Here is a 26,722-nt window from a genome sequence, read left to right on the forward strand (position 1 = left end):
TTCACCCGGGGAGACGCGAGAGGGGGCCCCGGCGGACCGGGACCCCCTCTCGCGTGCGGAACGCGACCGCTCGGATCAGATGAGACCGAGCTCGCGTACGGCGGCGCGCTCCTCCTCAAGCTCGCGCACCGAGGCGTCGATGCGCTCGCGGGAGAAGGCGTCGATCTCCAGACCCTGGACGATCTCCCACCTGCCGTCACGGGAGATGACGGGGAAGGAGGAGATGAGGCCCTCGGGCACGCCGTAGGAGCCGTCGGAGGGGATGGCGGCGGAGGTCCACTCGGAGCCGTTGACCCAGTCGTAGACGTGGTCGATCGCGGCGTTGGCGGCGGAGGCCGCCGAGGAGGCGCCCCGGGCCTCGATGATCGCGGCGCCGCGCTTGGCGACGGTCGGGATGAAGGTGTCGCGCAGCCAGGCCTCGTCCACCTGCTCGGCGGCGATCTTGCCACCGACCTCGGCGTGGTAGAGGTCGGGGTACTGCGTGGCGGAGTGGTTGCCCCAGATGGTCATCTTCTTGATCTCGGTGACCGGGACCTGGAGCTTGGCGGCGAGCTGGGACAGCGCGCGGTTGTGGTCGAGGCGGGTCATCGCGGTGAAGCGCTCGGCCGGAACGTCGGGGGCGTGCTGCTGGGCGATGAGGGCGTTGGTGTTGGCCGGGTTGCCCACGACCAGGACACGGATGTCGTCGGCCGCGTTGTCGTTGATGGCCTTGCCCTGCGGGCCGAAGATGCCGCCGTTGGCCTGCAGCAGGTCGCCGCGCTCCATGCCCGCCGTACGGGGACGGGCTCCGACCAGCAGGGCGACGCTGGCGCCGTCGAAGGCCTTGTTGGCGTCGTCGGTGACCTCGATGCCGCTCAGCAGCGGGAAGGCGCAGTCGTCGAGCTCCATCGCGGTGCCCTCGGCGGCCTTGACCGCCTGCGGGATCTCCAGCAGGCTCAGCTTGACCGGGACGTCGGCGCCCAGCAACTGGCCCGACGCGATGCGGAACAGCAGCGCGTAGCCGATCTGACCGGCGGCGCCGGTGACGGTGACCTTTACGGGAGTCTGGGCCATGACCTTCCCCCACTCGTAGGATGAATTGCGACGTTCGGATGTTACCCGTCGACGGTCGCCGACCTCGCGGCGAGTACCTTGATCCGTCCGGAGGGCAGCGCGATCAGGGCGATCAGCGCCACGACGGCCCCGCTGACGGCGAGCCAGGGGACGACGTTCGCGGTCGCCGCCGCGTGCGCCGCGCTCAGTCCGCGCAGGGGCGCCTCCTGTCTGACGACGGAGGCGTAGAGCGTTCCGGCCAGGGCCAGGGCGACCGAGCCGCCGATCTGCCGGAAGAAGGTCAGGTTGGCGCTCGCGGTGCCGATGAACCTGGGCGGCACCGCGAACTGCACCGCGACGGTCAGGCCGGACAGCATCGGCCCCATGCCGAGGCCGAGCAGCGCCATCCATCCGGCGAGCAGGACACCCGAGGTCCCGGCGGTGATCCCGGAGCACAGCAGGGCCCCGGCCGCGATGAGGAACGCCCCGCAGATCAGCCACGGCCGGTAACGCATGCTCCTGGTGATGAGCAGGCCGGTGCCCGCGCTGCCCACGACCATCCCGAGCATGAGCGGGTAGATGCGCAGGCCTGACTCGGTCGCGCTCAGGCCGACGGACTCCTGGAAGTAGCGCGGCAGGAAGACCACCCCGGCGTACAGGCAGAACGCGGTGAAGAAGGAGGCGATGTTGGCCAGGGCGTAGGTGCGGACGCGGAACAGTTCGAGCGGGATGATCGGCGCCTGGGCCCGGCTCTCGACGAGGACGAACAGCGCCAGCAGCGCGACGGAGCCCAGGACGGGCCACAGCACGGGAGCGCTGGTCCAGGTGTGCCCGTCGATCCCCTTCTCGGTCAGGCCGATGAGCAGCACGCTGATCGCCACGCTGAAGACGGCGATGCCGAGGTAGTCGGGACGGGTGCCCCGTCCCTGCCCGGCGGTGTGCGGCAGCCTGGCGACGATGATCGCGATGAGGGCGACGCCGATGGGCAGGTTGACCAGGAAGGCCCAGCGCCAGCTCGCCTGGTCGGTGAACAGTCCGCCGAGGAAGGGCCCGGCGATGTAGCTCAACGCCATCACCCCGCCCAGGGCGCCCTGCACCCGGCCGCTCCTGCCGGGCGGGAACAGGTCGGCGACCAGTGCGAGGGACAGCGGCAGCAGCGCCCCGGCCCCCAGTCCCTGCAGAGCGCGGAAGGCGATGAGCTGGCCCATGTCCTGCGCCGCGCCGCACAGCGCGGAACCGACCAGGAAGAGCGTGACCCCGGTCAGCAGCAGGGGCTTGCGGCCGTAGGTGTCCGACAGCCTGCCGTACAGGGGGACGGTGATCGTCGAGGTCAGCAGGTAGGCGGTCACGACCCAGGTGTACAGGCCTGCGCCGCCGAGTTCCTGGACGATCCGGGGTAGCGCCGTTCCCACGATCGTCTGGTCGAGCATGGCCAGGAACATGCCGCCGAGTACGGCGAGCAGCAACAGCCCGTTCTTCGCGGGCCGGGTCTCCACGGGAGGATTCAATACGTCGGTAGACACATGTTGATGGTGACGTGTCAATCCTGACATGTCAATGCGTAGCTATGATGAGGACATGTCTCTCCGGATCGCGCTCCTGGGCCTGTTGACCGCCGCGGGACCCTCAAGCGGCTACGACCTGACCAAGCTCTTCGAGAGTTCGATCAGCAACGCCTGGCAGGCCCGGCACAGCCAGATCTATCCCGAGCTGAACAAGATGGCCGCCGAGGGACTGGTCACGGTCGAGGAGGCCGGACCGCGCGGCAGGAAGAGCTACGCGATCACCAAGGAGGGCTCGGCGGAGCTGCGCGCGTGGATGCTGGACGAACAGCCCTCACGCATGCACCGCAGTGAGACGGCGCTGCGCGCCTTCCTGCTGCCCACGATCGAACCGCACGAGGCCGTCGCGCTGCTGCGCGGGCAGGCCGAGGTGCTGGCCGCCAAAATGGCCGAGCTTGAGGCCATCCGCGCCAAGGCCTCCGTCTGGCGTAAGCCCGGTTTCGGACGGTACGCCCTTGATCTGGGCATCCGGCAGACCCGTCTGCTGCACGACTGGGCCGAGGAGACCGCGGCCGAGATCGAGAAGTCGGCCGGGCAGGACTGACCTCAGCCGCACCCGGCCATCGTGGGAAGGGTGTCCTCCCTGGTGGAGAAGTCCACCTTGGAGAAGTGACGGTCGAGCAGCCTGCTGATCGTGCCGTCGCGGTAGAGGCTCACGATCGCGCCCTGGACCGCCTTGCAGGTGCGCTGGTCGCCCTTGCGCAGGGCCACCGCGTAGCGCTCGTCGGTGAGCTTGAGCCCGACCACCTTGTAGCGGATGCTCTCGCGGTCGGCGAAGCCCGCCAGCACCAGGTCGTCGCCGGGGATCGCGTCCACGTCCCCGGCCAGCAGCATGTTCATGCACTCGGTGTAGGTGCTCGCGGCGACCAGGTCCAGGCGCTTGACCACGTCCTGCAGGGCGCCGACCGAGGCGCTCGCCCCCGGCTGGCAGAGCTTGCGGCCTTCGAGGTCCGCCACGGAGGAGATCGCCGAACCTCCCTTGACGAGCACGTCCACGTGCGCCACGTAGTACGGCCCGGCGAAGGTGACGGCGTCCGTCTTGTTGATCGAGTAGGTCGAGATGACCAGGTCGAGGTCCCCTGAGGCCAGCAGCTTCGGCCGTTCCTCGCGGGAGGTGCCCCTGAAGGTGATCCCGCTCGCCGGCACGTCGAGCTTCTTGGCGATCGCGGTCGCCAGATCAACCTCGAACCCCTGCCAGGTGCCTTCGTTGTTCAGCGCGACGCCGGGCAGGAAGTCACGCATGCCGATGGTCAGCCGGTGGGTGCTCGCCGCCTTGTCCACGACCGAGGAGAAGGTCTTCGGGCTCGGCGTGACCGGCGTCAGGGTCGACTGCTGGACGCGTCCGGCCAGTCTCGGCAGCCAGCCCGAGAAGTAGGCGACCGCGCCCGCTCCCGCGACCAGCAGGACGGCCACCGCCGCCGCGATCCAGCGTCCCCGCGAACGCCGCCGGGGCTCCGGGGCGGAGGCCTGGTTCGCGACCGTCGCCTGCCAGTTCGGCGGCTGCTCGGCGTACCCCCCGGACGGGCCGTAGGCGGGCTGCGCCGGCCCTGTCTGATGCTGGGCCGGCCGCTCGCCGTACACCGGGAACCGCTCGGCCTGGGACCACTCAGGCTGGGACCGCTCGGCCTGGGGACGTTCGGGCTGGGACCACTCGGGCTGGGACCGTTCGATCTGGGGGCGTTCGACCTGGGACCACTCGGTCTGAGGGCGCTCAGTCTGGGACCGCTCGGGCTGGGGGCGGTCAGCCTGGGGGTGCTCGGCCGACGGGATCCGCGGGCGGGAGATCTGGGAGAGCGAGGACTGCGGGGGGCGCGGGATCTGCACGGTCGGCGGCGACTCGGAGACGGGCATCCTGATGGGGTTGGTGGCGTCCTCGGGGCCCGCGACCTGCGCCCCCTCGTTGAGCACCGCGGGCGAGGCGTTGACGGTCTCCGGGTGGCCGAGCAGGCGCAGCAGGATCTGGTCGGCGGAGGGGCGCTCGCCGGGCGCCTTGGACAGCGCCGCCGCGGCCACGCCGCGCAGCGGCTCGGGCAGGTCGCCAAGGTCGACCTCGTGGTTGAGGATGCGGTTGAGCACCACCGCGATCGAACCGCCCGCGAACGCCGTCTCGCCCGTCGCGGCGAAGGCGATGGTCGCCCCCCATGCGAAGACGTCCGTGTGCGGCCCGACGTCGCCCCCGGAGACCTGCTCCGGGGCCATGTAGGCGGGGGTGCCGATGGCCCTGCTGGTGATCGTGCCGGTCGAGTCGATGACGCGGGCGATGCCGAAGTCGACGACCCTGGGCCCGTCGGCGGCGATGAGCACGTTGTCCGGCTTGAAGTCGCGGTGCACGATCGCGGCCTGGTGGATGGCGGTCAGGGCGGTCGCGGTGCCGACGGCCAGGCGCTGCAGCGCGGTGCCGCGCAGCGGCCCCTCGGCCTCGACGACCTCCCGCAGCGACCTGCCCTCGATGTACTCGCTGGCGATGTAGGGGGTGTCGCCGTCCAGGTCGACGTCGATCACGCCCGCCGTGCAGAAGGAGGCGACCCGGCGGGCGGCTCGCGCCTCCCTGGCGAAGCGGGACCTGGCGATCGTGTCGCCGGAGAACTTCACGTGCAGCAGCTTGATCGCCGCCCGTTCCCCCTCGGGGGTCTCGCCCAGGTAGACGATCCCCTGGCCGCCCTCCCCGATCCGGCCGACAATGCGGAACTGCCCGAGCTGGTGCGGTTCCCCCGCCCCCAGCGGCGCGATCTGCGGCATCATCGTCCTCACGATCCGGTGACTCCCCGACCAGCCAAACTTTACGACCCCGCGCCCCCATCTCCGTCTTGTACGGTCTGTGGCGGGTCATCTGGACACGCCGACCTGCCCGATTACCGACAAACCACCCCAAGATGGCGCGGCACGCGCTTAGATCGCTACCGTTGACCGTTCCTTCAGTCAAAGCGGAGCCAATCCTTGATGCGCCGATACACGGGTTATCGCGACTTCATCCAGCGCGATCAGCGTCTCCTGGTCGGTACGGCCCTGCTCCTGACCGGTAGCCACGACCAGGCCTTGCGGCTCGTCCTGTGGTCCCTGCGCTCCGTCGGGCTGAGCTGGCCCCCGACCCTCTGGGAGAACCCCACCGTTCACGCCCAGATCACGATGTACCGCCGCTATCTGCGGCGGCCCGTCACGACGAGGGCCACGGCCCTGCTGCGGCTCCCGCCGGTCCGGCGGGTGATCGCCGTGGCGTGCCTGCACGACGGCAGGACCCCCGAGGAGGTGGCCACCGCCCTGGGCCTGTCCCGGGAGGCCGTGGAGACGGAGGTCTCCGAGGCGGTGACCACCCTGGCCAAGGGCGACACCAAGCGGCTGACCACCAGGCTGGCCGCCACGGCGGCCGAGGCGTCGGTCCCCGACCTCGCCGTCAGGTCCGTGCGCGCGCTGCGCCGCCGCCGCGTCCGGGGGGTGCTCCTGACCACGGCCGCGGGCCTGATCCCGGTGGGTCTCATCGCCTTCACCCTGCAGCAGGGGCAGGTGTGGAACTCCGCGCTCGGTGAGAGCAACCAGATCGCCTCGGCCGGGGTGGGGTCGGCCGTGGGTCCCGGCCCGCAGGCCTGGCAGACCCCCCGTACGTCGTTCACGATCCGCTACGCCGTACCGGACAAGTGTCCCGACGACGGCGCCTCGACCGACGGCAGGCCCGCCCCCTCCCGGGCGGGGAAGGTCACCTGCGCGGGCTGGACGCTGAAGCTGGCCGGGGGCGACGAGGGCCGTCCCGCGCTTGAGTCGGTCGAGTGCGAGCGTCCCGGCCACTGCGAGTCCACCGTGAAGGTGCCCGACGCGGCCCAGCATCTGGCGCACGGCGACGACTGGAGCTACTGGAGCCTGTCACCCGCGGTCAGCGGGGACGGGCGGCGTATCGCCTATCTCAGCGCCGCGGAGGGCCGTTACGTCGCCCACGACCTGAGCAGCGGCGAGAAGAAGTACCTGTCGCCGGTCCTGGCCCCCTCCGACACCGAGACGGGGACCGGGGTGAGCGTCTCGCGCGACGGCGGCTTCTTCGTCGTCGAACTGAACGGACGGCGGCTGCGGACCGACTTCGCCACCGGCGCCACGACGTCGCTGCCCGCGGGCCAGACGACGGCCGCGGAGAAGGCGGCCGACTGGATGCGGCAGACCTACCGGGTCTGGCGTGACTCGCCGAGCGGGAGGTTCACCGCCGCCGTCAAGCCGGGCGGGGACGACAGCGACCGCCTGCACGTCATCGACGCCAGGACCAGGAAGGTCTTCAAGGACCTGCCGATGCCCTCGCTGGGCGACCCCACCTCCGCCGAGGTCGTCGGCTGGGCGAACGTCCGCGAGGTCGTCGTCAAGCTGACCGACAGGCGGACCGGGGACCTGCTCGGCTTCTTCAGGGTCGACGCGATCACCGGACGGCTGCACCGGATCGCCGGGCTGCCGGACGGGGACTCGATCGTGCTCGGCGACCTGACCGAGCCGTGAGCGCGGCCTCTGGTTTCCCGGCACGGGGGAACGCTTCCTGCGCGTTCGTGGCACGGAGGAAGGAGAGGGGCCGCCGTGACGGCGACCCCTCCGCGTGGGGAACGACCTCTCAGGCCATCTTCCTCTTGAGGTTCTCGTCCAGGGCCCCCAGGAAGTCCTGGGTGGTCAGCCACTTGGCGTCGCCGCCGACCAGGAGGGCGAGGTCCTTGGTCATCTGACCGCCCTCGACGGTCTCGACGCAGACCTGCTCCAGCTTCTCGGCGAAGTCGATCACCGCGGGGGTGTTGTCGAGCTTGCCGCGGTGGGCCAGGCCCCGGGTCCACGCGAAGATCGAGGCGATCGGGTTGGTGGAGGTGGGGTTGCCCTTCTGGTGCTGACGGTAGTGACGGGTCACGGTGCCGTGAGCCGCCTCGGCCTCGACGGTGCGGCCGTCGGGGGTCAGCAGGACGGAGGTCATCAGGCCCAGCGAGCCGAAGCCCTGGGCGACGGTGTCGGACTGGACGTCACCGTCGTAGTTCTTGCAGGCCCAGACGTAGCCGCCCTCCCACTTGAGCGCCGCGGCGACCATGTCGTCGATCAGACGGTGCTCGTAGGTGATGCCCGCGGCCTCGAACTCGGCCTTGAACTCGGTCTCGTAGACCTCGGCGAAGATGTCCTTGAAGCGGCCGTCGTAGGCCTTGAGGATCGTGTTCTTCGTGGAGAGGTAGACCGGGTAGTTGCGGGCCAGGCCGTACCGCATGGACGCCCGCGCGAAGTCGCGGATCGACTCGTCCAGGTTGTACATGGCCAGCGCGACACCGCCGCCGGGGAAGTCGTAGACGTCGAGCTCGATCGGCTCGGAGCCGTCCTTCGGGGTGAAGGTGAGGGTCAGCGTGCCCTCGCCGGGGACCTTCAGGTCGGTGGCGCGGTACTGGTCACCGAAGGCGTGACGGCCGACGACGATCGGCTTGGTCCAGCCGGGCACGAGCCTCGGCACGTTGGACATGATGATCGGCTCGCGGAAGATGACACCGCCGAGGATGTTACGGATCGTCCCGTTCGGGGACTTCCACATCTTCTTGAGACCGAACTCCTCGACCCGGGCCTCGTCCGGAGTGATCGTGGCGCACTTGACGCCGACGCCGTACTGCTTGATCGCGTTGGCGGCGTCGATCGTCACCTGGTCGTCGGTCGCGTCACGGTGCTCGATCCCGAGGTCGTAGTACTTCAGGTCGACGTCCAGGTAGGGAAGGATCAGCTGGTCCTTGATGAACTGCCAGATGATCCGGGTCATCTCGTCGCCGTCAAGCTCGACGACGGGACCCTCTACCTTGATCTTGGGCATGCGTGTGGTTCCCCTTCTGAACTAACACTGGCCAGACAGTCCTTGAGGCTCACTGGCCGTTGAGGCTATCGGACGGGTTTGACCGCCCTGCGACGCCCCCTGTCATCTGCCATATCGCGGCATGAGCCACGGATACTGCAACAACAGCGATCCCACCATCAGCGCGATGCCGAAGATCGCCAAGGTGACGGCGTCGGTCGCCTTGCGGCGTACGGCGAGCCGCCCTCCCCCGCCCAGGCGCAGCAGCGCGCCCAGCGCCATGACGGCGCCGAGGGCGAAGCCTCCCCACTCGGGGTCGGCCAGCACGGCGAAGACCACCGCGAGAACCGCGCCGGCCAGGACCACGGGGTACGGTCCCCACCGTTCCCTGGGGACACCGCCCGCGTTCACCGTTCGCCTCCGCGCCCGTTCTCCTGCGTTTCCCGTGTCCGGCTCATCGCTCGTCGATCGGCTTCCACTTCTGGTCACGCTCGCCGACGTACTCACTGTCCGGGCGAATCAGACGGTTGTCCGCGTGTTGTTCGATGACATGTGCGGTCCATCCTGACATGCGACTGACCGAGAAGACGGGAGTGAACAGGTCGGTCGGGATACCGAGATAGTGGTAAACGGTCGCCGCGTAGAAGTCCACGTTCGGGTAGAGGCCCTTCGTCTCGAAGACGACCTCCTCCATCTCCTTGGACATCCGGTAGTAGGTGTCGTCGCCGGAGGCCTCGGCGAGCTCCCGCGACATCCTGCGCAGGTGCGTCGCGCGCGGGTCCTCCGTCTTGTAGACCCGGTGCCCGAAGCCCATGATCTTCTCGTGGGCGGCGAGCCTGTCACGCACGGACTGGGCGACCGAGGCCGGGTCCAGCGCCTCAAGGGTGCGCATGACCTGCTCGTTCGCGCCTCCGTGCAGGGGGCCCTTCAGGGTGCCGATGGCCGCCACGATGGCCGAGTGCATGTCCGAGAGCGTCGCGGCGCAGACGCGGGCGGCGAAGGTCGAGGCGTTCATGGTGTGGTCGGCGTGCAGGACCAGGCAGGTGTCGAAGATCTCGACGGCGTGCGGGTCGGGGACCCGGCCGGTGATCTGGAGCAGGAAGTTGGCGGCGACGCTCAACTCGGGGTCGGGCTCGGGGATCTCGGCGCCGGTCCTGGCCGCGTGGTAGCGGGCCACCAGGATCGGCTGCTGGGCGGTGAGCCTGGCCGCCTTGCGAAGGTTGGCCTCCGGGCTGTTGGAATCCTTGTCCGGATCGTCGCCCGAGGCCAGCGAGACCAGCGTGCGCAGCGCCTCCATGGGAGCCTGCTTGTCCGCGATCTCCGGGATGTTCGCCTCGGCGAGCGCGCCGAGCGTGCGCCCCCTGACGAGTTCGGCGCCGTAGTCGGCGAGTTGCTCCCTGGTCGGGAGGCTGCCGTGCTGGAGCAGGTGCGCGGTCTCCTCGAAGGTCGTACGGCCCGCGAGATCGTGGATGTCGTAACCGCGGTAGAAGAGACGACCGGCCTGTCCGTCGATGTCGCTGAGCGCCGTGGACGCGGCTACGACATCTGCGAGACCTTTTGTGGGCTTGTCCGCCATGACTGTTTCCTCCGCTTTTCTTCCAGCGAAGTCTACCTGTGAGCAGGACAAACCTTCCCAAGAGGTCAAGGCCAATTTCACGTGGGATTCTCCTCACGGCAAAGGCGATTCCCCTTCCCCTCGTTTGGGTAAGCCGCAGCTGTAGGAATAGTTACGGCGGGCTACCTGGGGAGGAACTGCCGTGGAGGGGCCGTTCATACGCATCGAGGACACAGGCGAGGTTGTCCCGTTGCGCCCCGAGATCACGACGATCGGGCGTGGCCGGGGAGTAGACATCCGGCTCAACGATCCAAGTGTTTCCCGGCTGCACGCGGAATTCGTCCGGCGCGGCCCCTACCTGTATGTCGTTGATCTGGGCCTGTCCCGCAACGGCACACGGGTTAACGGCAGGCCGATCGCGAGAAGGGTGCTCGACGACGGCGACGTCGTCTCCTTCGGCGCCGCGAGGGGCAGGATAGGCGGGGTCCCGCGCGAGGACTTCGCCCCAGAGGTCGAACTGCGCCGCGCAGCGGCGCCCGAGCTGACTCGCCGGGAGGTGGACGTGCTGACATCACTGTGCCGTCCAGCCCTCTCCGACGAGGCGTTCGTCGCTCCCGCGACCGCGCGGGAGATCGCCGACGACCTGGTGGTGACCGAGGCCGCGGTCAAACAGCATCTGCTGCGGCTGTACCAGAAGTTCCGGATACCCGAGGGCACCAACCGCCGAACGCGGCTGGCCAACGAAGTGGTCGCCCTCGGTCTGGTCAGGCCGACTCCGGTGGTGCCGCCGCAACGCGCGGCGGGTCCTCCGGAGCCGCAACCCGCGACCACGACGGCCAACCGCCGGGCCTCCTAGCCCGCGACCGGTGTCCCGCCCCCGGGTCTGGGGCAGGGTGTTCCGTCGGCACGAGCGTACGGTGTGCCTCCCTCCGGCACACCGTGCTCCGTCATGTCCGCAGCCTTCTTCGGGGCGGCGTGACCGCGTCCCGCGTGACCTTCGGACCGGGCCCGCGCGGCCCTTCACGGCCGGGACGGCACGGCCCGCCAGAAACCGGCAAAAAGTGACAGACCACGGCGAGTGTCGGCCGCTCAGTGACGATCTCCTGACCGGCCCCGCGTTCGCCCGCGAACCGGCCCAACGCGCTGACCAGCGGATTCGCGCTCATCTCATGGCCCTTTCCGGCCGCGGAGCCCGGTACTGACGACCGGATCGTCCCCTTGATGACAGGTTCAGTGACATGAGCGCTGTCATAAGTGTCTTTTTCCGCCTATGCCCCAAGAAGCACCATTCAAGTGCGGAAACGACCGCTTGACGTGAAGGAGCGAGGAGAGGCATGGGCAAGTACGATCACCTGTTCGTCCATCACATGCGGGACTGCGCCGACGACCTGGTGAACGAGGGCGCCGCCGCGGGTGGCGAGCGTCCGGCCAACATCGGCGACCCCTTCGGACTGATGCGCTCCATCGATGTGGACCTCAGCACGGTCCACATGGCCTACAGCTGGATCAACCCGACGACGGAGCAGGTGCACTGGGTCAACGACCACGAGCACACCTACGACGAGGTCCTCATCTGGATGGGCAACGACCCCGACAACATCCACGACCTCGGCGCGGAGCTGTACCTCGACATCGAGGGCGAGCGGCACACGGTCAACACGACCGGCTCGGTGTTCATCCCCGCGGGCACCCGGCACTGCCCGCTCGGGTTCAACTACGTGAACCGCCCGTTCACGTTCATCGCGCTGTCGCTGAACCCGTCCTACGCCTCGGACGAGAACGTGCCGCGCCACACCTGATCGGTTGGGGGGCGGCGTGGGCCGGGTGGAGACTCTCCACCCGGCCCACGCCCGTTCATGGGACGTCACCCGGAGCGGGCCCGGGGACGAGAACGGGCCGGGCGGAGAGACTCCGCCCGGCCCGCTTCCGTTCACATCTAGGCCTCCGGGACGGGACCCCTCCCCGCACCGGTCTCCCGCAGCGCCGCCACCAGCTCGGCCAGGTCCTCCCGGGTGAGGCTGAGCGATCCGGCGGGCAGCCAGCCGTCCACCTGCCCCGGGTTACGGGCGCCGACGATCGCCGCCGTCACCCCCGGCACCGTCGTCGTCCAGGCCGCCGCCACCGCGCCGACCGGCACCCCGTGGCGCTCCGCGATCGGCCGCAGAGCCTCCTGGAGCGCCAGGTTGCGCGACAGGGCCGGCTCCCTGTACTCGTCGTTGCGCGAACGCCAGTCGTCGGACGGCAGCGCGGCGGCCCGCTCGGCGGTGAACGTGCCGGTCAGCAGACCGGCCGCCATCGGGCTGTAGACGATCACTCCGGTGTCGTGCTCGGCGCACCACGGGATCACGTCGGCCGCCGAGTCACGGTGGATCAGCGAGAGCGGCGGCTGAAGGGTCTCGACGGGGCCGACCGCCTCGCACCGTTCCAACAGCTCGACGTCGAAGTTGGACACCCCGGCGTGCCGGACCTTGCCCTCCTTCACCAGTTCGAGCACGGTGCCCCAGGACTCCTCGATGGGCGGGCCCTGCGGGTCGGGGGCGTGGATCTGGTACAGGTCGACGTGGTCGACGCCCAGGCGGCGCAGCGAGTCCTCGCACTCACGCCGGATCGACTCCGGGGTGAGGTTCTGGCTCTCCACGCCGTTCTCGTCCCAGACCAGGCCGCACTTGGTGAACAGCAGCGGCCGGTCGGCGGCGGGCAGCGCGGCCACGGCGCGGCCGACGACCGTCTCCGAGTGGCCGAAGCCGTACACCGCCGCCGTGTCCACCCAGTTCACCCCGCCCGCCACGGCGCGGTGGATGGCGGCGATCGAGTCCTCGTCGGACTGGGAGCCCCAGCCCATCAGCCCCGGGCCGCCGGTGACCCAGCTGCCGAAGCCGACCGAGCTGATCTCCAGCCCGGTACGGCCGAGCCGGCGGAATTCGTTGATGGACATCAGTGCTCCGTGTGGTAGGGACGCGTCGCCTCCGGGCTGACGACCGGCAGCACGACACGGGAGAGGTTGAGGCCCGCGTGATGGATGTTCTGCAACGCGCTGATCATCTCGGTGGACCTGCCGGGCAGCTCACCGGTGTTGGGGTTGCGGTCGAAGTGCGGGAAGTTGCTGCTGGAGATCTCCACCCGGATGCGGTGCCCCGGCTGGAACACGTTGCTGGTCGCGCCGAGGTCGAGGTGGTACTCCACGATCTCTCCCGGGACGACCGGGTTCAGCCCGGCCTTCGGGTCGCGGTGGCTGGCGCGCAGGATGCCGTCGGTGATGTTGCGGGCGTAGCCGCAGGGGCCGACGTCGACCAGCTTGGCGGTCCAGTCGGTGTCCAGCGCGGAGGTGCTGGCGTGCAGTACCACCGAGACCGGGCCGGTGACGTCCAGCGGCTCGCCGAGCGGCTCGCTGGTGTAGACGAGCACGTCCTCGCGCTCCTCGATCGGACGCTGGTCGTAGACGCCGCCCTTGGTGTGCACCGGGCTGCAACACAGCGAGCCGCCCAGCGTGGGGACCGGGTTGCGCGGGTTGTAGACGTAGCTGTCCGGCGGCTGCTCCGCACCGGGCCTGTCCCTGGACAGGCGTCCGTCGCCGTGCAGCGTGTTGGCCCGGCCGCCGCTGTGCAGGTACCAGTCCTGGTAGTCGGTGCCCGGCAGCGGCCAGGAGTCGGCGACCCGCCACTGGCCGGCCCCCATGGCGTACAGCAGCACCGGCGGGTCCTCCCCCGCCGAGTCGCCGCCGTCGCGCAGCCACCGGTCGAACCAGCGAAGCTGCAGGCCGTCCACGTCGAGGGCGCCTCCGGTCGAGCGTCCGCCGAAGTTCCACGAACCGACCGGGTTGCCGCTGAACAGGCCCTCGTGCGGCCACGGCCCGACGAGCAGCCGCTGCCGGTCGCGTACCGCCTCGCCGCCCTCGGCACGCATGCCCGCGAAGTTCGCCAGGGTGCCGCCGAGGAAGGTGTCGTACCAGCCGCCCATGTTGAACGCGGCCACGTTGATCTGGGGGTAGGCGCGGGAGACGTCGAGCCGCTCCCAGAACTCGTCGTAGGTGGGGTGCTTGAGCCACTCCCGGTAGTACGGCGCGACACCGTCGAGGTAGGGGTGCTTGTCCAGGGGCAGCGTCAGCACCGTGTCCTGCAGGTCGTCCAGGGCGTCGGTCAGCGCCCCGCGCACCTCGCCGGAGACCGAGGGGTCACGGGCGGCGTTGTGCGCGGCGAGCGAGAGCGTCCAGCCCAGGCTGAAGCTGAGCTGGAACGCGCCACCCCGGTAGACCCAGCCGTGGTGGTAGCTGGAGGCCGTGACGTTCGGGGCGATCGCCTTCAGCGCCGGGTGCCCGGACATGGCGGCCTGCCACTGGGTCACCCCGTCGTAGGAGCCGCCGAACATGCCCACGTTGCCGTCGCACCAGGACTGGGAGGCGACCCAGTCGATCGAGTCGTAGCCGTCCTCGCGTTCGTGGACGAACGGTGTGAACCGGCCCCCCGAGGCGCCCCGGCCCCGGGTGTCCTGCATCACGACGGCGAAGCCGCTCGATGCCGCCCGCAGCGCGAGCGTGCCGTACATGCCCAGGCCCGTGCGGTCATACGGCGTGCGGAAGATCAGGGCGGGGCAGCGCTGCCCGACCGGACGGTAGATGTCGGCGCGCAGGACGGTGCCGTCCCGCATCGGGATGGCGACCATCCGGTCGACCGAGAGCGACTCAATCATTCTTCTTACCCAGCCAGTGGTCGAGAACGTTGCGGGTGATCCTGGAGATCCCGTTGTCGTAGCCGTGGGCCGAAAGCCCACCGCTGTAGGAGATCGAGCCCGTGGCGAACACGGAGCCGCCGCCACGGGTGTGGAAGTAGACGATGTCGGAGCGGACCTCGGGATCCTCCGATCCGCCGTGGCCCGGGTGCGTGCCGCTCAGCTCCTCCACGGCGAACTGGTAGCCGTCGAGCAGTCCCTCTGAGGTGGCCAGCACGACCGCCTCGGGCGGGCTGCCCAGCGAGAGGTCGTAGCGGTCGATCTCGCCGCCGGCCGAGCCTCCGCCGTCCAGCCCGGAGTCGCCGAACACCTCGGGCACGCCGTCCAGCAGGTGCTTCAGGTCCTCGGGCACGGCGTCGGGGCCGATCCGGTAGCGGCCGGAGGGGCCGCTGCCCTGGGCGCTGAAGCCGACGCCGAACACCTTCTGCGGCGGGCGGCTGCGGTTCATCCACAGGCCGCCGCGCTCACCGGTGGTGGCGTGGTGGTGCTCGCCGGTCTGGGCCTGCCAGCTCCTGGTGCCGTTCTCACCGCGGCGCAGCTCCATCACGTGCGGCAGCTCGGGGTGGAAGGAGACCACCCAGTAGTAGCCGTTGCCGCCCAGGTAGGCGAAGTTGCCGCCGCCGTCGACGTACGTCTCGATGGCGTCGATCATCTGCTCGGTGGCGTACTCCGGGTGGCTGCCGCTGATCACCCCGGCGTAGGGGCGCAGCAGGTCCACGCCCTCGGCGTGCAGGTCGTGGTCGGTGATGACGTCGAAGGAGTAGCCGAGCTCGGTGAGCCAGTCCAGGAAGTACAGGTCGGAGGCCAGCATGAACGGCGACAGGTGGACGCGGAAGCCCGGCGCCAGGGTGAGGATCGGGCGGCTCCACGAGATGTAGCTCACGCCGCTGCCGTCGGTGTACCTCGCGTAGGCCGAGTGCCCCAGGTCGTAGCGGTGTTCGAGGAACACCGTGCCGTCGGGGACGACCGGCACGTGGCCGAGACCGCGCTCGTTGGAGTAGGCCAGGTAGGTCGCGGTCGGCAGGAGCAGGGCGAGCCTGCCGGTGGCGGTTCCCGGGCGGGGACGCACCACGAACGGGATGCCCCGCTCGCAGGAGCCGTCGGCCGCCGTGACCTGCAGGGCGTAGACGCCGCTCGGCAGGTCGTCGGGGACGGTGAACTCGTGGCTCGGCTCCCATCCGGCGTCGGCCAGGGAGTCCTCGTGGAAGTGGATCGCGGCGTATCCGCGCGGGTCGGCGGCGTAGTGCTCGATCCGGCCGGTGAAGTGACGCCCGGTCACCCCGCGCACCGGCAGGTTCACCAGCCTGCCGTCCAGGCCGGGACGGCCGACGCACGGCACGACCAGCGACGCCGCGGTCTCCCCCGGCTCGAAGGACCAGCGCAGCGGGGCGTCGTGGTCGTCGGAGACCGCGACCACCAGCGCGGCCCTGGCCAGCGGGTACGGCCACACGCCGGGCCGTTCGATCTTGCCGTTGTAGTGGTCGTCCTCGGGGGTGCGGGCCGCGAACAGCAGGTCACCGTGCTCGGCCGGGGCGAAGCCGCCCTCGACGTCCTGCTCGGTCACCTGGGGCCGGTCGTCGACCACGATCGGGCTCACCCGGCTGTTCACCCCGGTCACCAGCGGCCGGGCGACCAGTGTGGCGCGCCCGGTCTCCGGGTCGTAGGAGGCGGCGACGCCGTACCAGCGGTGCAGGGGGAGGGGGGTCTCGGCGTGGACCGCGCTCTCGCCGGAGCCGTCGCCGAGCCAGAGGGTCAGCCGCCCGGTCTCGTCCAGGCCGAGCGCGTAACCGCGCGGGCCCTCCTCCCAGCGGGACACCACGACCTGCGGCCTGCCTGTCACGCAGGTCGGGTAGATGTAGGCGGCGACGGTGAAGCCGTCCGCGCCCGTGGTAGCGCCGTGCGGGTCGCGGACGGCGATGTGCGAGCCGAGCCGTACCCGCTGTTCCCGGCCGGTGTGGCGGCCCTGCCAGACGTCGGGCACCTGCTCGATCCGGACACCGGGGCTTTCCGGGTTGTCGTCGGTGTGCCGCACCCGGACCAGTTCGGTGGTGTACTCGGCGACCTGTTCGGCGCTGACCATGAACGTGATCCGGTCGCCGGGGGCCGCGCTCACCCGGTCGGCGTAACCGAGCAGGACCGGTCCCTCGTGCCGCAGCTCCGGCCCGTCGATCGCGTCCTGTGAGGGCTCTCCCCAGCCGAAGACGTCGAACAGCTCGCGCCGCAGGCCCGCCTCACGTGCCTCGTTGAGGCTGGTGAACTCCCGCCGGTCGGCGAGCCGGTAGGTCTCGCCGCGCCGCGCCGGAGGGCGGACCAGCCGCCAGACCTCGCGCCTGGTCTGTTCGTAGACGGACAGGCGCTCGGTCGCGGCCCGCTGGCCGAGGAAGTTCGCCAGCAGACTCAGCGGCTCCCGGTGAACCGCCTCAGGATCGTGGATCCACGCGGTCACCAGGTCCTCGGTGATCAACGAACGTAGCTGCTCGACGCGGCGTTCGGCGAACCGCGCCCTAATGCCCACAACTGAGGATTCCATGACTTAACGCTAGGCAGCAGGTCGCGGCACATATAGCTCGTCAGGTCGGCGGCCCTGTCACTGAACGGAGGTAATCCGCGGCGCCGGCGCGCCTGCGGAACTCTCCCGGGCTCGTTCCGGTCTCGCGCTTGAAGAAGCGGCCGAAGTACGACGGGTTGTCGAACAGCAACCGCTGGGAGACCTGGGCGACGGTCAGGTCGGTGTGCCTGAGCAGCCGCTTGGCCTCGACGGTCAGCGCGGCCCGGATGATCTCCGCGGGCCGCTTGCCCGTGGTGCGTTTGACCACGTCCGCCAGGTGCTTGGGGGTCACCCCGATCCGGCTGGCGTAGCCGCTGACACTCTGCTCGTACGGCAGTTCCTCGCTCACCAGCCGCAGGTAGCGGCGGGCCAGCGCGGTGCCGCTGTCCTCCTCGACGGTACGGACGTCCGCGCCCCGGCTGAACCTGCGCATCTCGACCAGCAGGATGTGCAGGTACGCCTGGAGCACCGAGACGTCGGTGCCGCCGGGACGCTGGTACTCCCTGACCAGCGCGGCCAGCAGCGTGGTGACCGGCTCGACCTCCTCGGGGGCCAGGTGCAGGGCGTGCCCGGTGCCCAGCGGGTCGAGCGCCAGGGACCGACGCGGGGAGACCCGGTCCCCGTACTGGGGAACCAGGAACTCCTCGACGAAGGTGACGATGTATCCCTCAAGAGGGGTGTGGCCCTCCCAGAACTGCACCTGACCTGGGGCGACGAAGTACATCGTCATCGGGGTGACCTTGTACGGCACGAAGTCGATCACGTGGGTGCCCGTGCCGCCGGTCACGCACACCAGTTCGTAGAACTCGTGCCGGTGCGGGTAGGGCGCGGACGACCAGGGCGCCAGGTCGGCGAACGACCCGATGGCGAAACCGGGGGCCCCGTCGCCGATGAGGGGGTCGTCGAAGCTGTGGGTCGGGAACGAGACGGGAGAGACCGAGGTGGATGACACAGACGAGATGGACGACACAGACGGCATGGCGGCTCCCAGTGTCACTGACGCGAACTTGCGGTGCCCTCGGCTTCCGGTGAAACCGAGGAGGCTTCCGGTGAAGCCGGGGAAGAGGGGGTGATGCCCGGGTTGGCCGCCAGCAGGGTACGGGTGTAGTCGTGCTGCGGCTCCGTGGCGAGCTTCTCGGGGGTGGCGACCTCGATCAGCCTGCCGTTCTTCATCACCCCGACCCGGTCGGCGACCGAGAGGATCAGGCTCAGGTTGTGGGTGATGAACAGGTAGCTCAGGTTGTGCTCGCGGCGCAGGTCCAGCAGGAGGTTCATCACCTGTCCCTGCACCGAGACGTCGAGCGCGGAGGTGGGCTCGTCGGCCACGATCAGCCGGGGCTCCGGGGCGAGGGCTCGCGCGATGGCGACCCGCTGGCGCTGCCCGCCGGAGATCTGCCCGGGGAGCTTGTCGATGATCGCCTTGGGCAGGCCGACCTCGTCGATCAGTCGCTCCACCCGGCGGCGCAGGTCGGCGCCGCGCAGGTCGGTCAGCTCGCGCAGCGGCTCGGCGATGATCCGGCCCACGGTGTGGCGCGGGTCCAGCGAGCTCTGCGGGTCCTGGAAGACCAGCTGCACGGTACGGCGGAAGGCCCTGACGTCGCCTTCCAGGCCACGTGAGGTGTGCCGCTGGCCGTCCACGGTGATCGTGCCCTCGGTGGGGTGGTCGAGCGCCGAGACGATCTGCCCGAGGGTCGTCTTGCCGCTGCCCGACTCGCCGACCAGACCGAAGAACTCGCCCGGCCGGATGTCCAGGCTGACCCCGTCGACGGCGGGCATGCGCTCGCGGCGGCGCAGCCTCAGCAGGCCGCCGGCGCGGCCGCTGCGGGTGACGAACTCCCGGCGGACGTCGTCGATCACCAGGAGCGGTTCGGTCCGCGCCTCGGCCCCGGCCTCGGTGGCCGTGACGACGGGCGAGGGCAGGGCGACCGGGCCGGCGCCGGGGTTCCAGCAGGCGACCTCGGCCTGCCGCTCCACCACGGCCGTTTCGGAACGCTCCACACGCTTGATCTCCTCCACCGGAACGGTGACGAGGGCCAGCGGCGGTTCCTCGGAACGGCAGCGGTCCCCCGCGTGCGAGCAGCGTGGGGCGAACCGGCAGCCGGGGAGCTTGGCGCCCGCCTCGGGGACGGAGCCGACGATGGACGGCATGCCCCGGGTGTGGCGCACACCCACCTGCGGCACGCACTCGACCAGGGCCCGCGTGTAGCGGTGCCTGGGCGAGCTGAGCACCTCCGCCGCGGGCCCGACCTCGACCAGGCGGCCCGCGTACATCACCGCGATCCGGTCGGCGATCTCCGCCGCCACACCCATGTCGTGGGTGATGAACACGCACGCCATCTGGTGTTCCTGCTGCACCGTACGGAACAGGCGCAGGATCTCGGCCTGGGTGGTCACGTCCAACGCGGTCGTGGGCTCGTCGGCCAGCAGAAGATCAGGGCTGGACATCAGCGCCATGGCGATCATCACCCGCTGCTGCATCCCGCCGGAGAGCTGGTGCGGGTACAGGTTCGCCACCCGCTCGGGGTCGGGGAAACCCACCTCCCCCAGCAGCTCAAGCGCCCTGGCCTGCCCCTGCGCACGAAGGTCACCACGACGTGAGGCGGCGTCGGCCGACCAGTAGGCCTCGCCGAGCTGCACACCGATCCGCTGCGCCGGGTTCAGCGAGTCGAGCGCCTCCTGGAACACCATTCCGATCCGCCGGCCGCGGAACGACCGCATCTGCGTCGCGTTCAGTGAGGTCAGGTCGACGTCGTCGAGCCGGACCGCGCCGGTGGTCCGCACCGGGGCGACGAACTCCAGCAGGCGGATGATGGACAGCACGGTGACGGTCTTGCCGCTGCCGGACTCGCCGACGACGCACAGGGTCTGTCCGGAATCAAGGCTGAGGGTGAGTTCGTGGACCAGGTCGGTGGTCACCTCGTCGGAAAGTACTCCAACGGAGAGGCGGTCTATCTCGAGTAGTGACATGGGTGTCATCCTTTCCGTCGGCCAACCTGACCTCGGGTCGGGGATTCTGCACCTCAAAGCTGCCGCTTAACAAGGCTGTGGGCACAGTGTGCCGATCGGGAACGGCGTCTGTCCACACTCATGGGCACAGGTTGGCTGATTTCGCATGAGTGACATAAAAGCCGACATCGACGCCTATCTTGGACGGGCGGGCCGGGTTACGTTCTCCGCCACCGACCCGCGGAAACAGGCGCGAGGAGCCGCAATGGATCGCACCGGACAACGTCGCAAACCCAAGATCATCGCCCTCGTCACGGCAGGGCTCTTGCTCTCGGCTTGCGGCACTGCCACAAAGTCCCCATCCACCCCGGCCACCCCGGCTGCACAGAGCGACGCGGGACAGCCCGCGCGAGGCGGCAACCTGACCGTCCGCCTCGCCCAGGACCCTGGATCGCTGGACACGGTGCAGAACAGCAACGCAGGAACCAGCTATCTCGGGCACGAGATCTTCGAGTCTCTGGTCGCCATCGACGCCAACTACCAGCCCCAGCCCGTGCTGGCCGAATCTTACAAGAAGAGTGATGACGGCCTGACCTACACCTTCACCCTGCGCAAGGGCGTCCAGTTCTCCGACGGCTCGCCGCTGACCTCGGCGGACGTGGTGGCCTCCATGCGCTACTGGGTGGAGAAGGGCAGCTACGCGGGCTCGCTCAAGCCGGTGCTCAAGGAGATCACCGCGCCCGACGAGGGCACCGTGGTGTTCTCCATGAAGGCGCCGTTCAACCTCGTCGCCCTCATGGCCTCCAGCCACGGCAGCGGCATCCGCAGGGCCGCCGACGTGGCCGCCGCCGGAGCCACCGGAATCCCCCAGGACCACTCGATCGGCACCGGGCCGTACAAGCTGAAGACCTGGACGGCGGGCCAGGAGATCGTGCTGGAGCGCAACGACAAGTACAAGCCGCCGGCCGGTGAGTCCAGCGGGTACGCCGGAGCCAAGGGCGCCTACCTGGACACCATCACCTACAAGGTGATCGCCGACCGCGACGCCGCGTTCAACAGCCTGCAGACCGGGCTGCTCGACGTCTCCGAGCCGTCCTACGACCAGTACGACCAGATCAAGCAGAACCCCAACCTCAAGATCGGCGTCGAGGGCGCCGCGAACGTCCAGTACATCGCGCTCAACCACAACTCCGGCTCGATCTTCTCCAAGCCCGAGGCCAGGGACGCGATGAACATGCTCGTCGACAAGAAGGCGATCATGGACTCGCAGGGCGTGCCCGACCTGGTGCTGCCCAGCAACGGCGCGTTCGCCACCCAGACCAACAAGGCCATGTACTCCGAGGCCGGCAAGGCCAAGTGGGACCAGCACGACCCGGAGAAGGCCAAGCAGATGTTCGCCGCCGCGGGCCTGCGCCCCGGCCAGACCATCCGCATGATCACCACGGACGAGTTCCCGCAGTTCAAGGACGCCCTGGTCATCATCCAGGACTCGCTGAAGAAGATCGGGATCAACGCGACCGTCGAGAGCTACGACTTCGCCACCCTGATCGGCCGCAAGAACAACCAGCCGAACAGCTGGGACGTGCTCGCGCTGATGGACGACGCCAACCCGCCCGTCCCGTCCTACAGCGACAACGTCCAGGGCATGGACAACATGGGTTACCCGAGGGACAAGCTCGCGCCCCTGCTGACCGCGTACAACGCGGCCAAGACGCCGGAGGAGCAGAAGCAGGCGATCGACAAGATCCAGGAGTTCACCTCGCAGAACCTGCCCACGCTGACGCTCTACCACGCCAGGTCCTACGTGGCCTACAACCCGAAGGTGCAGGGCTATGACGGCTGGGGCCTGGAGTTCGCCAACACCTGGCTGGCGAGGTAGCACCTGATGCTGGGGGTCATTCTGCGCCGGTTGCGCGATCTGGTGATCGTGCTGTTCGTGGTCGGCACCGCACTGTTCTTCCTGCTGCGCTCGATCCCGGGTGACCCGGCCGCGGTGCTCCTGGGCACCAAGGCCAGCCCGGAGCAACTCGAACGGCTTCGCCAGGACCTCGGCCTGACCGGACCGCTGTACGAGCAGTATCTGCACTGGCTGGGCAACGTGCTGAGCGGTGACTTCGGTACGTCGATCAAGTACAACCTCCCGGTCCTGCAGATGATCTTCGACAACATCGCACCCACGCTGACCCTGGCCATCCTGAGTACGGTGATCAGCTTCATCCTCACCGTGCTGATCGTCACCTGGGTCACCGTGGCGCCGCACAACCGGGTGGCCCGGCTCGTCAACCGGGCCACCCAGTTCGGGCTGGCCCTGCCGGAGTTCTGGCTCGCGCTGCTGGCGGTCTACCTGTTCGCGCTCACCTTCGGCTGGTTCCCGACCGGCGGCTACACCCCGCTGTTCGAGGACCCGGCGACCGCGATCACCCAGCTGGCGTTGCCGGTCGCGGTGCTCGTCGTCGGGCAGACCGCCTTCCTCACCATCACCATGGAGGAGAGCGTGCTCGGTGAGCTGACCCAGCTCTACCTGCGTACCGCGCGGGCCAAGGGCGTCGGCGAACGGCGGATCATGCTGAAGCACGTGCTGCCCAACTCCATGCTGCCGGTCCTCACCACGGTGGGCCTGAACTTCGCCTCGCTGATCGGCGGCGTGGTGGTGATCGAGAGCATCTTCATCATCCCGGGCCTCGGCACCACACTGCTCGGCGCCGTCTACGCCCGGGACTTCCCGCTCATCCAGGGGGGTGTCATGTTCATCGCGTTCCTGTTCGTGCTGATGAACCTGCTGGTCGATCTCGCCTACGCGCTGATCGACCCGAAGGTGCGGGTGTCGTGACCGCCGACCTCGCCACCGCGCCGACCGTGACGGCCCCCACCCGGGTCCGCTCGTTCGTCCGGCGAAACCCCACGCTGATCGTGACGGGCGGGCTGCTGATCCTGATCACCCTGGTGGTCATGGTGCTCCCGCCGTTCCTGCCCGACCCGAACGCCGCCGACCCGGTGAACCGGTTGCTGCCGCCGTCGGGTGAGCACCTGATGGGCACCGACAAGTACGGCCGCGACCTGTTCGCCAGGTGGGCCTCCGCCGGTCGGGTCTCCATCGGGATGACCATGCTGATCACGCTGTGCTCGGTCGGGCTCGGCACGTTCATCGGCCTGGTCGCGGGCTACTTCGCGCGGGCGGGCACGGTGATCATGCGGGTCGTGGACGCCTGGATGGCGTTCCCGTCGATCATCCTGGCGATCGTGTTCGCGGTCGTGGTCGGTCCCGGCATGATGAGCGAACTGCTCGCCGTGACGATCATCTTCACCCCGTACACGGCCCGGATCATCCGCAGCCGTGTGCTCGGCCTGACCACCCGCACCTACGTGAAGGCGGCCAGGGTGTCCGGCATGGGGCCGTGGAAGACCCTGGGCGTGCACATCCTGCCGAACACCCTGCCGCTGGCCGTCGTGCAGTGCGTACTGCTGTCGGCGGGCGCCATGCTCATCGACGGCTCGCTCAGCTTCCTCGGTCTCGGCATCTCACCACCCACCGCCACCTGGGGAAACATGGTCGCCGACGGGCGTACCTACCTGCAGACCCACCCGACCATGGTGATCTTCCCCGGCCTGACCATCGCCCTGTTCGTGTTCCTGCTGAACCTCACCGGTTCGGCGCTGCGCGCCTTCGTCGATCCTCGGGCGAGGATGCTGCTCGACCAGCAGCGACGACAGCGGCGGTCGCGCCGGTGAGCGCAGGCACACATTCGGGGGAAAGCCACCCGGTGACCGCGTCCAGGCGAGGCCACCCGGTGGGTCACACGTGAGCGCGGACGGCCCACCGGCCGTCCCGCCTCCGATCGCCCGGACCCGCAGGCTGCTCTTCACCCTCGGAGCGCTGTCGACGTTCGGCCCGCTGTCGATCGACCTCTACCTGCCCGCGTTGCCCGCGCTGGCCCGCCAGCTCGGGGCCTCCGACGGCGCCGCCCAGTGGAGCATCTCGGCCTGCATGATCGGCCTGGCCGTCGGCCAGCTGTTCATCGGCCCGCTCAGCGACCGGATCGGCCGCAGGCGCCCGCTGTTCGCCGGGGTGGTGACGTACACGGCGGCGTCGTTGCTGTGCGCGGCGGCGCCGTCGATCGAGACGCTCATCGTGCTGCGCCTGGTGCAGGGACTGGCCGGATCGGCCGGGATGGTCGTGGTCGAGGCCATGGTCCGCGACCTGTACGAGGGCCGGCAGATGGCCCGCATCATGTCGCTGCTGATGCTGATCGGCGGATTCGCACCGATCGTCGCCCCGGTCATCGGCGGGCAGCTGCTGTACGTCGTCGACTGGCGCGGCCTGTTCGTCTTCCTGGCCGCGATCTCCGCGGTGCTGCTGCTCGTGGCGTTCACCCTGCCCGAGACGCTCCGCTCCGAGCACCGGCACTCGGGGGGCATGGCCCGGGTACGGGAGGGCTTCTCCGCGGTGGCGGGCGACCGGCTGTTCGTCGGCTGCACCCTGGGGTCGAGCATCGGCAGCATCGCGCTGTTCATCTACATCTCGTTCAGCGCGTTCGTGATCGAGGACGGCTACGGCGTGAGTCCGCAGGTGTTCTCCCTGATCTTCGGGATCAACTCGGTCGGCCTGATCCTGGGCGGCTGGTTCAACGCCCTGCTCCTGCGCCGCTTCACACCGGAGCGGCTGCTCGTGCCCGAGGCGCTGGTCGCCGTCGTGACCGGTGTCGGTACGGCCGTCGCCGCGGCGCTGCACGCGCCGCTCTGGGTGTTCCTGACCTCGCTGTTCTTCACGATCATGTCGGGCGGACTGGCCTCGCCGAACGCGACGGCGCTCGCGCTGGTCCGTCATCCGGCCAACGCGGGCACGGCCGCCGCGCTGCTCGGCAGCACGGGCTTCCTGTTCGGCGCCCTGTTCGCCCCGCTGGCATCGCTCGGCGGCGCCGGCGCCATCGCGATGACCGGCGGGATCGCCCTGGCCCGCATCGGCTCCTGGCTGGCGTACGCGCTGGTGGCCAGGCCGCGTGCGAACCACACCCCCGAGGCCGCGCCACAGCCGTGCGGTTCCGAACCGAACCCGTGACCGCTGTTCGCCGGATCCCGGCACCTCGACGACGAAGAAGTGGAGGCCTCCGGGGAACAGCTCACGGGCGGCCGGGCCGGGCTGCGGCTCACCGATGACGGAGAGCCGGAACCCGGCGTTCGTGAAGGCGTCGGTCACCGCGTGCAACGGTTTGCGCCGGCACCCCATCGGGACGGTCCGCCCGCCGAACGTCCGGTCGAAGGAGTAGCCGGTGGTCGCGAGGTGGTCGGGCCGGGGGCCCTGGATCGTGTAGGCCACGAAGGGGTGGTCGACGCGATCAGCCGGCCGCCGGACCTGAGCACCCGCCGCAGCTCGGCCGGCGCCGGCCCCCGGTCCCCCAGGTGGTGCGGCACCGGCGACGCGATCACGTCGTCGAACGGCAGGCGCTCGCGCGGGTCGGCGACGTGCGGGGCCACGTCGTCACAGTGGGCCCTGGGCGCCCTGGACCTGACGTTCCGCGGCCTCGACGACGTTGCTGAGCAGCAGCGCCCTGGTCATCGGGCCGACACCGCCGGGGTTGGGGGTCAGGAAGCCCGCGACCTCGCCGACCTCGGGGGCGACGTCACCGGCGATCTTCCCGTCGACCCGGGAGACCCCGACGTCGAGTACGGCGGCGCCGGGCTTGACCATGTCGGCGGTGATCAGGTGGGGCACACCCGCGGCGGCGACGACGATGTCGGCGCGCCTGACGTGGGCGGCCAGGTCCTGGGTGCCGGTGTGGCACAGGGTGACGGTCGCGTTCTCCGACCTGCGGGTCAGCAGCAGACCCAGGGAACGGCCCACGGTGATGCCGCGCCCGACCACGGCGACCTCGGCGCCCTTGAGCGGCACGCCGTACTCCCGCAGCAGCAGGACGATGCCGTGCGGGGTGCAGGGCAGCGGCGCGTCGACCATGTGCACGAGACGGCCCAGGTTGATCGGGTGCAGGCCGTCGGCGTCCTTCGCCGGGTCCATCCGCTCGATCAGGGCCAGGGCGTCCAGGTGCCGGGGAAGCGGGAGCTGGACGATGTAGCCGGTGCACTCGGGCGAGGCGTTGAGCTCGTCGATGACGGCCTCGACCTCGGCCTGCGTCGCGGTGGCGGGCAGGTCCCTGCGGATGGAGGAGATGCCGACCTCGGCGCAGTCACGGTGCTTTCCCGCCACGTAGATCTGGCTGCCGGGGTCGTCGCCGACCAGGACGGTGCCCAGGCCCGGGGTGACGCCACGCTCCCTCAGCACGGCCACCCTGGCCGCGAGGTCTGCCTTGATCTTGGCCGCGGTGGCCTTGCCGTCCAGAATCTGCGCGCTCATGGCGCCAATCCTTCCATGAAGTTCAGCCGCGGCTCGCTTGCCTGCGCTCGATGATGCGGCGGGTGAAGGGGATGTACTCCACAGCCTTGGCTCCCAGGTAGGCGGCCCCGAGGGCCACGATGACGAGGAGCACGGGGCTCTGCCAGAACCCATTCATGATCACGAAGGCGTTCAGGAAGGAGCCGAGCAGGGGCATGGGAGTCTCCACGGGCGCGATGGACGAGATGCTTCACCT

At 69.8% G+C, this 26,722-nt stretch carries 22 protein-coding genes; 8 read left to right on the top strand and 14 right to left on the bottom strand.

From position 1 onward, the window contains the following. Positions 1-75 precede the first annotated feature (75 nt). Positions 76-1,053 (bottom strand): malate dehydrogenase, encoded by a 978-nt coding sequence (locus ACIBVQ_RS08510; protein ID WP_352010060.1) that lies wholly within the window; start codon positions 1,051-1,053, stop codon positions 76-78. A gap of 41 nt (positions 1,054-1,094) precedes the next feature. Then, entirely contained in the window at positions 1,095-2,555 is a 1,461-nt protein-coding gene (locus tag ACIBVQ_RS08515; RefSeq protein ID WP_386193686.1) for an MDR family MFS transporter, read from the bottom strand. A gap of 55 nt (positions 2,556-2,610) precedes the next feature. On the opposite strand from ACIBVQ_RS08515, the gene ACIBVQ_RS08520 reads away from it, so the two are divergent. Further along, positions 2,611-3,138, top strand: coding sequence for a PadR family transcriptional regulator (locus tag ACIBVQ_RS08520; protein ID WP_386193689.1), 528 nt, complete (start codon positions 2,611-2,613; stop codon positions 3,136-3,138). A gap of 2 nt (positions 3,139-3,140) precedes the next feature. Here the strand turns inward: ACIBVQ_RS08520 and ACIBVQ_RS08525 are convergent, their stop codons facing one another. Then, positions 3,141-5,336: a protein kinase gene (locus ACIBVQ_RS08525; RefSeq protein ID WP_386193692.1), complete on the bottom strand. Its 2,196-nt coding sequence runs from the start codon at positions 5,334-5,336 to the stop codon at positions 3,141-3,143. Positions 5,337-5,534: 198 nt separating this feature from the next. Between ACIBVQ_RS08525 and ACIBVQ_RS08530 the strand changes: the two genes are divergently transcribed. Then, positions 5,535-7,064: a hypothetical protein gene (locus tag ACIBVQ_RS08530; protein ID WP_399176457.1), complete on the top strand. Its 1,530-nt coding sequence runs from the start codon at positions 5,535-5,537 to the stop codon at positions 7,062-7,064. A 109-nt stretch (positions 7,065-7,173) separates the two neighbouring features. On the opposite strand, the gene ACIBVQ_RS08535 is transcribed toward ACIBVQ_RS08530, so the two are convergent. The 3 genes from ACIBVQ_RS08535 to ACIBVQ_RS08545 form a co-directional block, all read right to left on the bottom strand. Next, a complete protein-coding gene (locus ACIBVQ_RS08535; protein WP_352010065.1) occupies positions 7,174-8,388 on the bottom strand; it encodes an NADP-dependent isocitrate dehydrogenase in 1,215 nt (404 codons plus the stop codon). Positions 8,389-8,490: 102 nt separating this feature from the next. Continuing rightward, positions 8,491-8,778 carry a DUF3017 domain-containing protein gene (locus tag ACIBVQ_RS08540; RefSeq protein ID WP_352010066.1) on the bottom strand — a complete coding sequence of 96 codons (288 nt, stop codon included), beginning with the start codon at positions 8,776-8,778 and terminating at the stop codon, positions 8,491-8,493. Between the two features lie 43 nt (positions 8,779-8,821). Further along, on the bottom strand, positions 8,822-9,943 hold the full coding sequence (locus ACIBVQ_RS08545) for a citrate/2-methylcitrate synthase (protein ID WP_352010067.1): 1,122 nt from the start codon (positions 9,941-9,943) through the stop codon (positions 8,822-8,824). A gap of 181 nt (positions 9,944-10,124) precedes the next feature. Between ACIBVQ_RS08545 and ACIBVQ_RS08550 the strand changes: the two genes are divergently transcribed. Continuing rightward, entirely contained in the window at positions 10,125-10,778 is a 654-nt protein-coding gene (locus ACIBVQ_RS08550) for an FHA domain-containing protein (RefSeq protein ID WP_352010068.1), read from the top strand. A 478-nt stretch (positions 10,779-11,256) separates the two neighbouring features. Continuing rightward, complete coding sequence (locus ACIBVQ_RS08555; protein WP_352010069.1) at positions 11,257-11,721, top strand: hypothetical protein; 465 nt, start codon at positions 11,257-11,259, stop codon at positions 11,719-11,721. A 137-nt stretch (positions 11,722-11,858) separates the two neighbouring features. Here ACIBVQ_RS08555 and ACIBVQ_RS08560 read toward each other — a convergent pair whose 3' ends face one another. From ACIBVQ_RS08560 to ACIBVQ_RS08580, 5 genes are read right to left on the bottom strand one after another with little or no spacing between them, the layout of a single operon-like run. Beyond that, on the bottom strand, positions 11,859-12,857 hold the full coding sequence (locus ACIBVQ_RS08560) for an aldo/keto reductase (protein ID WP_352010070.1): 999 nt from the start codon (positions 12,855-12,857) through the stop codon (positions 11,859-11,861). Further along, on the bottom strand, positions 12,857-14,608 hold the full coding sequence (locus ACIBVQ_RS08565) for a CocE/NonD family hydrolase (RefSeq protein ID WP_399176461.1): 1,752 nt from the start codon (positions 14,606-14,608) through the stop codon (positions 12,857-12,859). Before ACIBVQ_RS08565 ends, ACIBVQ_RS08560 begins: the two co-directional genes overlap by 1 nt. Next, positions 14,601-17,177 (bottom strand): N,N-dimethylformamidase beta subunit family domain-containing protein, encoded by a 2,577-nt coding sequence (locus tag ACIBVQ_RS08570; protein WP_352010072.1) that lies wholly within the window; start codon positions 17,175-17,177, stop codon positions 14,601-14,603. Before ACIBVQ_RS08570 ends, ACIBVQ_RS08565 begins: the two co-directional genes overlap by 8 nt. 40 nt (positions 17,178-17,217) lie before the next feature. Then, a complete protein-coding gene (locus tag ACIBVQ_RS08575; protein ID WP_352010073.1) occupies positions 17,218-18,147 on the bottom strand; it encodes a helix-turn-helix transcriptional regulator in 930 nt (309 codons plus the stop codon). Positions 18,148-18,188: 41 nt separating this feature from the next. Next, the gene (locus tag ACIBVQ_RS08580) at positions 18,189-20,162 is read right to left on the bottom strand and encodes a dipeptide ABC transporter ATP-binding protein (protein WP_399176464.1); all 1,974 of its coding nucleotides are present in this window, start codon (positions 20,160-20,162) and stop codon (positions 18,189-18,191) included. 244 nt (positions 20,163-20,406) lie between these two features. Here ACIBVQ_RS08580 and ACIBVQ_RS08585 point away from each other — a divergent pair, with 244 nt between their 5' ends. The 4 genes from ACIBVQ_RS08585 to ACIBVQ_RS08600 all read left to right on the top strand — a co-directional run bounded on the left by ACIBVQ_RS08585 (position 20,407) and on the right by ACIBVQ_RS08600 (position 25,197). Further along, complete coding sequence (locus ACIBVQ_RS08585; protein WP_352010075.1) at positions 20,407-22,020, top strand: ABC transporter substrate-binding protein; 1,614 nt, start codon at positions 20,407-20,409, stop codon at positions 22,018-22,020. Positions 22,021-22,026: 6 nt separating this feature from the next. Continuing rightward, on the top strand, positions 22,027-22,971 hold the full coding sequence (locus ACIBVQ_RS08590) for an ABC transporter permease (RefSeq protein ID WP_352010076.1): 945 nt from the start codon (positions 22,027-22,029) through the stop codon (positions 22,969-22,971). Then, positions 22,968-23,870 carry an ABC transporter permease gene (locus tag ACIBVQ_RS08595; protein ID WP_352010077.1) on the top strand — a complete coding sequence of 301 codons (903 nt, stop codon included), beginning with the start codon at positions 22,968-22,970 and terminating at the stop codon, positions 23,868-23,870. Before ACIBVQ_RS08590 ends, ACIBVQ_RS08595 begins: the two co-directional genes overlap by 4 nt. 70 nt (positions 23,871-23,940) lie before the next feature. Next, positions 23,941-25,197 (top strand): multidrug effflux MFS transporter, encoded by a 1,257-nt coding sequence (locus ACIBVQ_RS08600; RefSeq protein ID WP_399176467.1) that lies wholly within the window; start codon positions 23,941-23,943, stop codon positions 25,195-25,197. A 134-nt stretch (positions 25,198-25,331) separates the two neighbouring features. On the opposite strand, the gene ACIBVQ_RS08605 is transcribed toward ACIBVQ_RS08600, so the two are convergent. The 3 genes from ACIBVQ_RS08605 to ACIBVQ_RS08615 are packed head-to-tail and all read right to left on the bottom strand — an operon-like array spanning position 25,332 to position 26,695. Beyond that, positions 25,332-25,613 (bottom strand): class I SAM-dependent methyltransferase, encoded by a 282-nt coding sequence (locus ACIBVQ_RS08605; protein ID WP_399176469.1) that lies wholly within the window; start codon positions 25,611-25,613, stop codon positions 25,332-25,334. A gap of 4 nt (positions 25,614-25,617) precedes the next feature. Then, the gene (locus ACIBVQ_RS08610) at positions 25,618-26,487 is read right to left on the bottom strand and encodes a bifunctional methylenetetrahydrofolate dehydrogenase/methenyltetrahydrofolate cyclohydrolase (RefSeq protein WP_362916133.1); all 870 of its coding nucleotides are present in this window, start codon (positions 26,485-26,487) and stop codon (positions 25,618-25,620) included. A gap of 22 nt (positions 26,488-26,509) precedes the next feature. After that, positions 26,510-26,695 carry a hypothetical protein gene (locus tag ACIBVQ_RS08615; RefSeq protein ID WP_362916135.1) on the bottom strand — a complete coding sequence of 62 codons (186 nt, stop codon included), beginning with the start codon at positions 26,693-26,695 and terminating at the stop codon, positions 26,510-26,512. Positions 26,696-26,722 lie beyond the last annotated feature (27 nt).

The organism is Streptosporangium sp. NPDC049376 (genome assembly GCF_044466505.1).
Taxonomy (GTDB): domain Bacteria; phylum Actinomycetota; class Actinomycetes; order Streptosporangiales; family Streptosporangiaceae; genus Streptosporangium.

Bases quoted from the DNA above. Each gene is read 5' to 3' on its own strand.
- ACIBVQ_RS08560 (WP_352010070.1), bottom strand. From the start codon at position 12,857: ATGTCCATCAACGAATTCCGCCGGCTCGGCCGTACCGGGCTGGAGATC.
- ACIBVQ_RS08520 (WP_386193689.1), top strand. From the start codon at position 2,611: ATGTCTCTCCGGATCGCGCTCCTGGGCCTGTTGACCGCCGCGGGACCC.
- ACIBVQ_RS08585 (WP_352010075.1), top strand. From the start codon at position 20,407: ATGGATCGCACCGGACAACGTCGCAAACCCAAGATCATCGCCCTCGTC.
- ACIBVQ_RS08565 (WP_399176461.1), bottom strand. From the start codon at position 14,608: ATGATTGAGTCGCTCTCGGTCGACCGGATGGTCGCCATCCCGATGCGG.
- ACIBVQ_RS08530 (WP_399176457.1), top strand. From the start codon at position 5,535: ATGCGCCGATACACGGGTTATCGCGACTTCATCCAGCGCGATCAGCGT.
- ACIBVQ_RS08570 (WP_352010072.1), bottom strand. From the start codon at position 17,177: ATGGAATCCTCAGTTGTGGGCATTAGGGCGCGGTTCGCCGAACGCCGC.
- ACIBVQ_RS08535 (WP_352010065.1), bottom strand. From the start codon at position 8,388: ATGCCCAAGATCAAGGTAGAGGGTCCCGTCGTCGAGCTTGACGGCGAC.
- ACIBVQ_RS08580 (WP_399176464.1), bottom strand. From the start codon at position 20,162: ATGTCACTACTCGAGATAGACCGCCTCTCCGTTGGAGTACTTTCCGAC.
- ACIBVQ_RS08545 (WP_352010067.1), bottom strand. From the start codon at position 9,943: ATGGCGGACAAGCCCACAAAAGGTCTCGCAGATGTCGTAGCCGCGTCC.
- ACIBVQ_RS08525 (WP_386193692.1), bottom strand. From the start codon at position 5,336: ATGATGCCGCAGATCGCGCCGCTGGGGGCGGGGGAACCGCACCAGCTC.
- ACIBVQ_RS08610 (WP_362916133.1), bottom strand. From the start codon at position 26,487: ATGAGCGCGCAGATTCTGGACGGCAAGGCCACCGCGGCCAAGATCAAG.
- ACIBVQ_RS08555 (WP_352010069.1), top strand. From the start codon at position 11,257: ATGGGCAAGTACGATCACCTGTTCGTCCATCACATGCGGGACTGCGCC.
- ACIBVQ_RS08510 (WP_352010060.1), bottom strand. From the start codon at position 1,053: ATGGCCCAGACTCCCGTAAAGGTCACCGTCACCGGCGCCGCCGGTCAG.
- ACIBVQ_RS08590 (WP_352010076.1), top strand. From the start codon at position 22,027: ATGCTGGGGGTCATTCTGCGCCGGTTGCGCGATCTGGTGATCGTGCTG.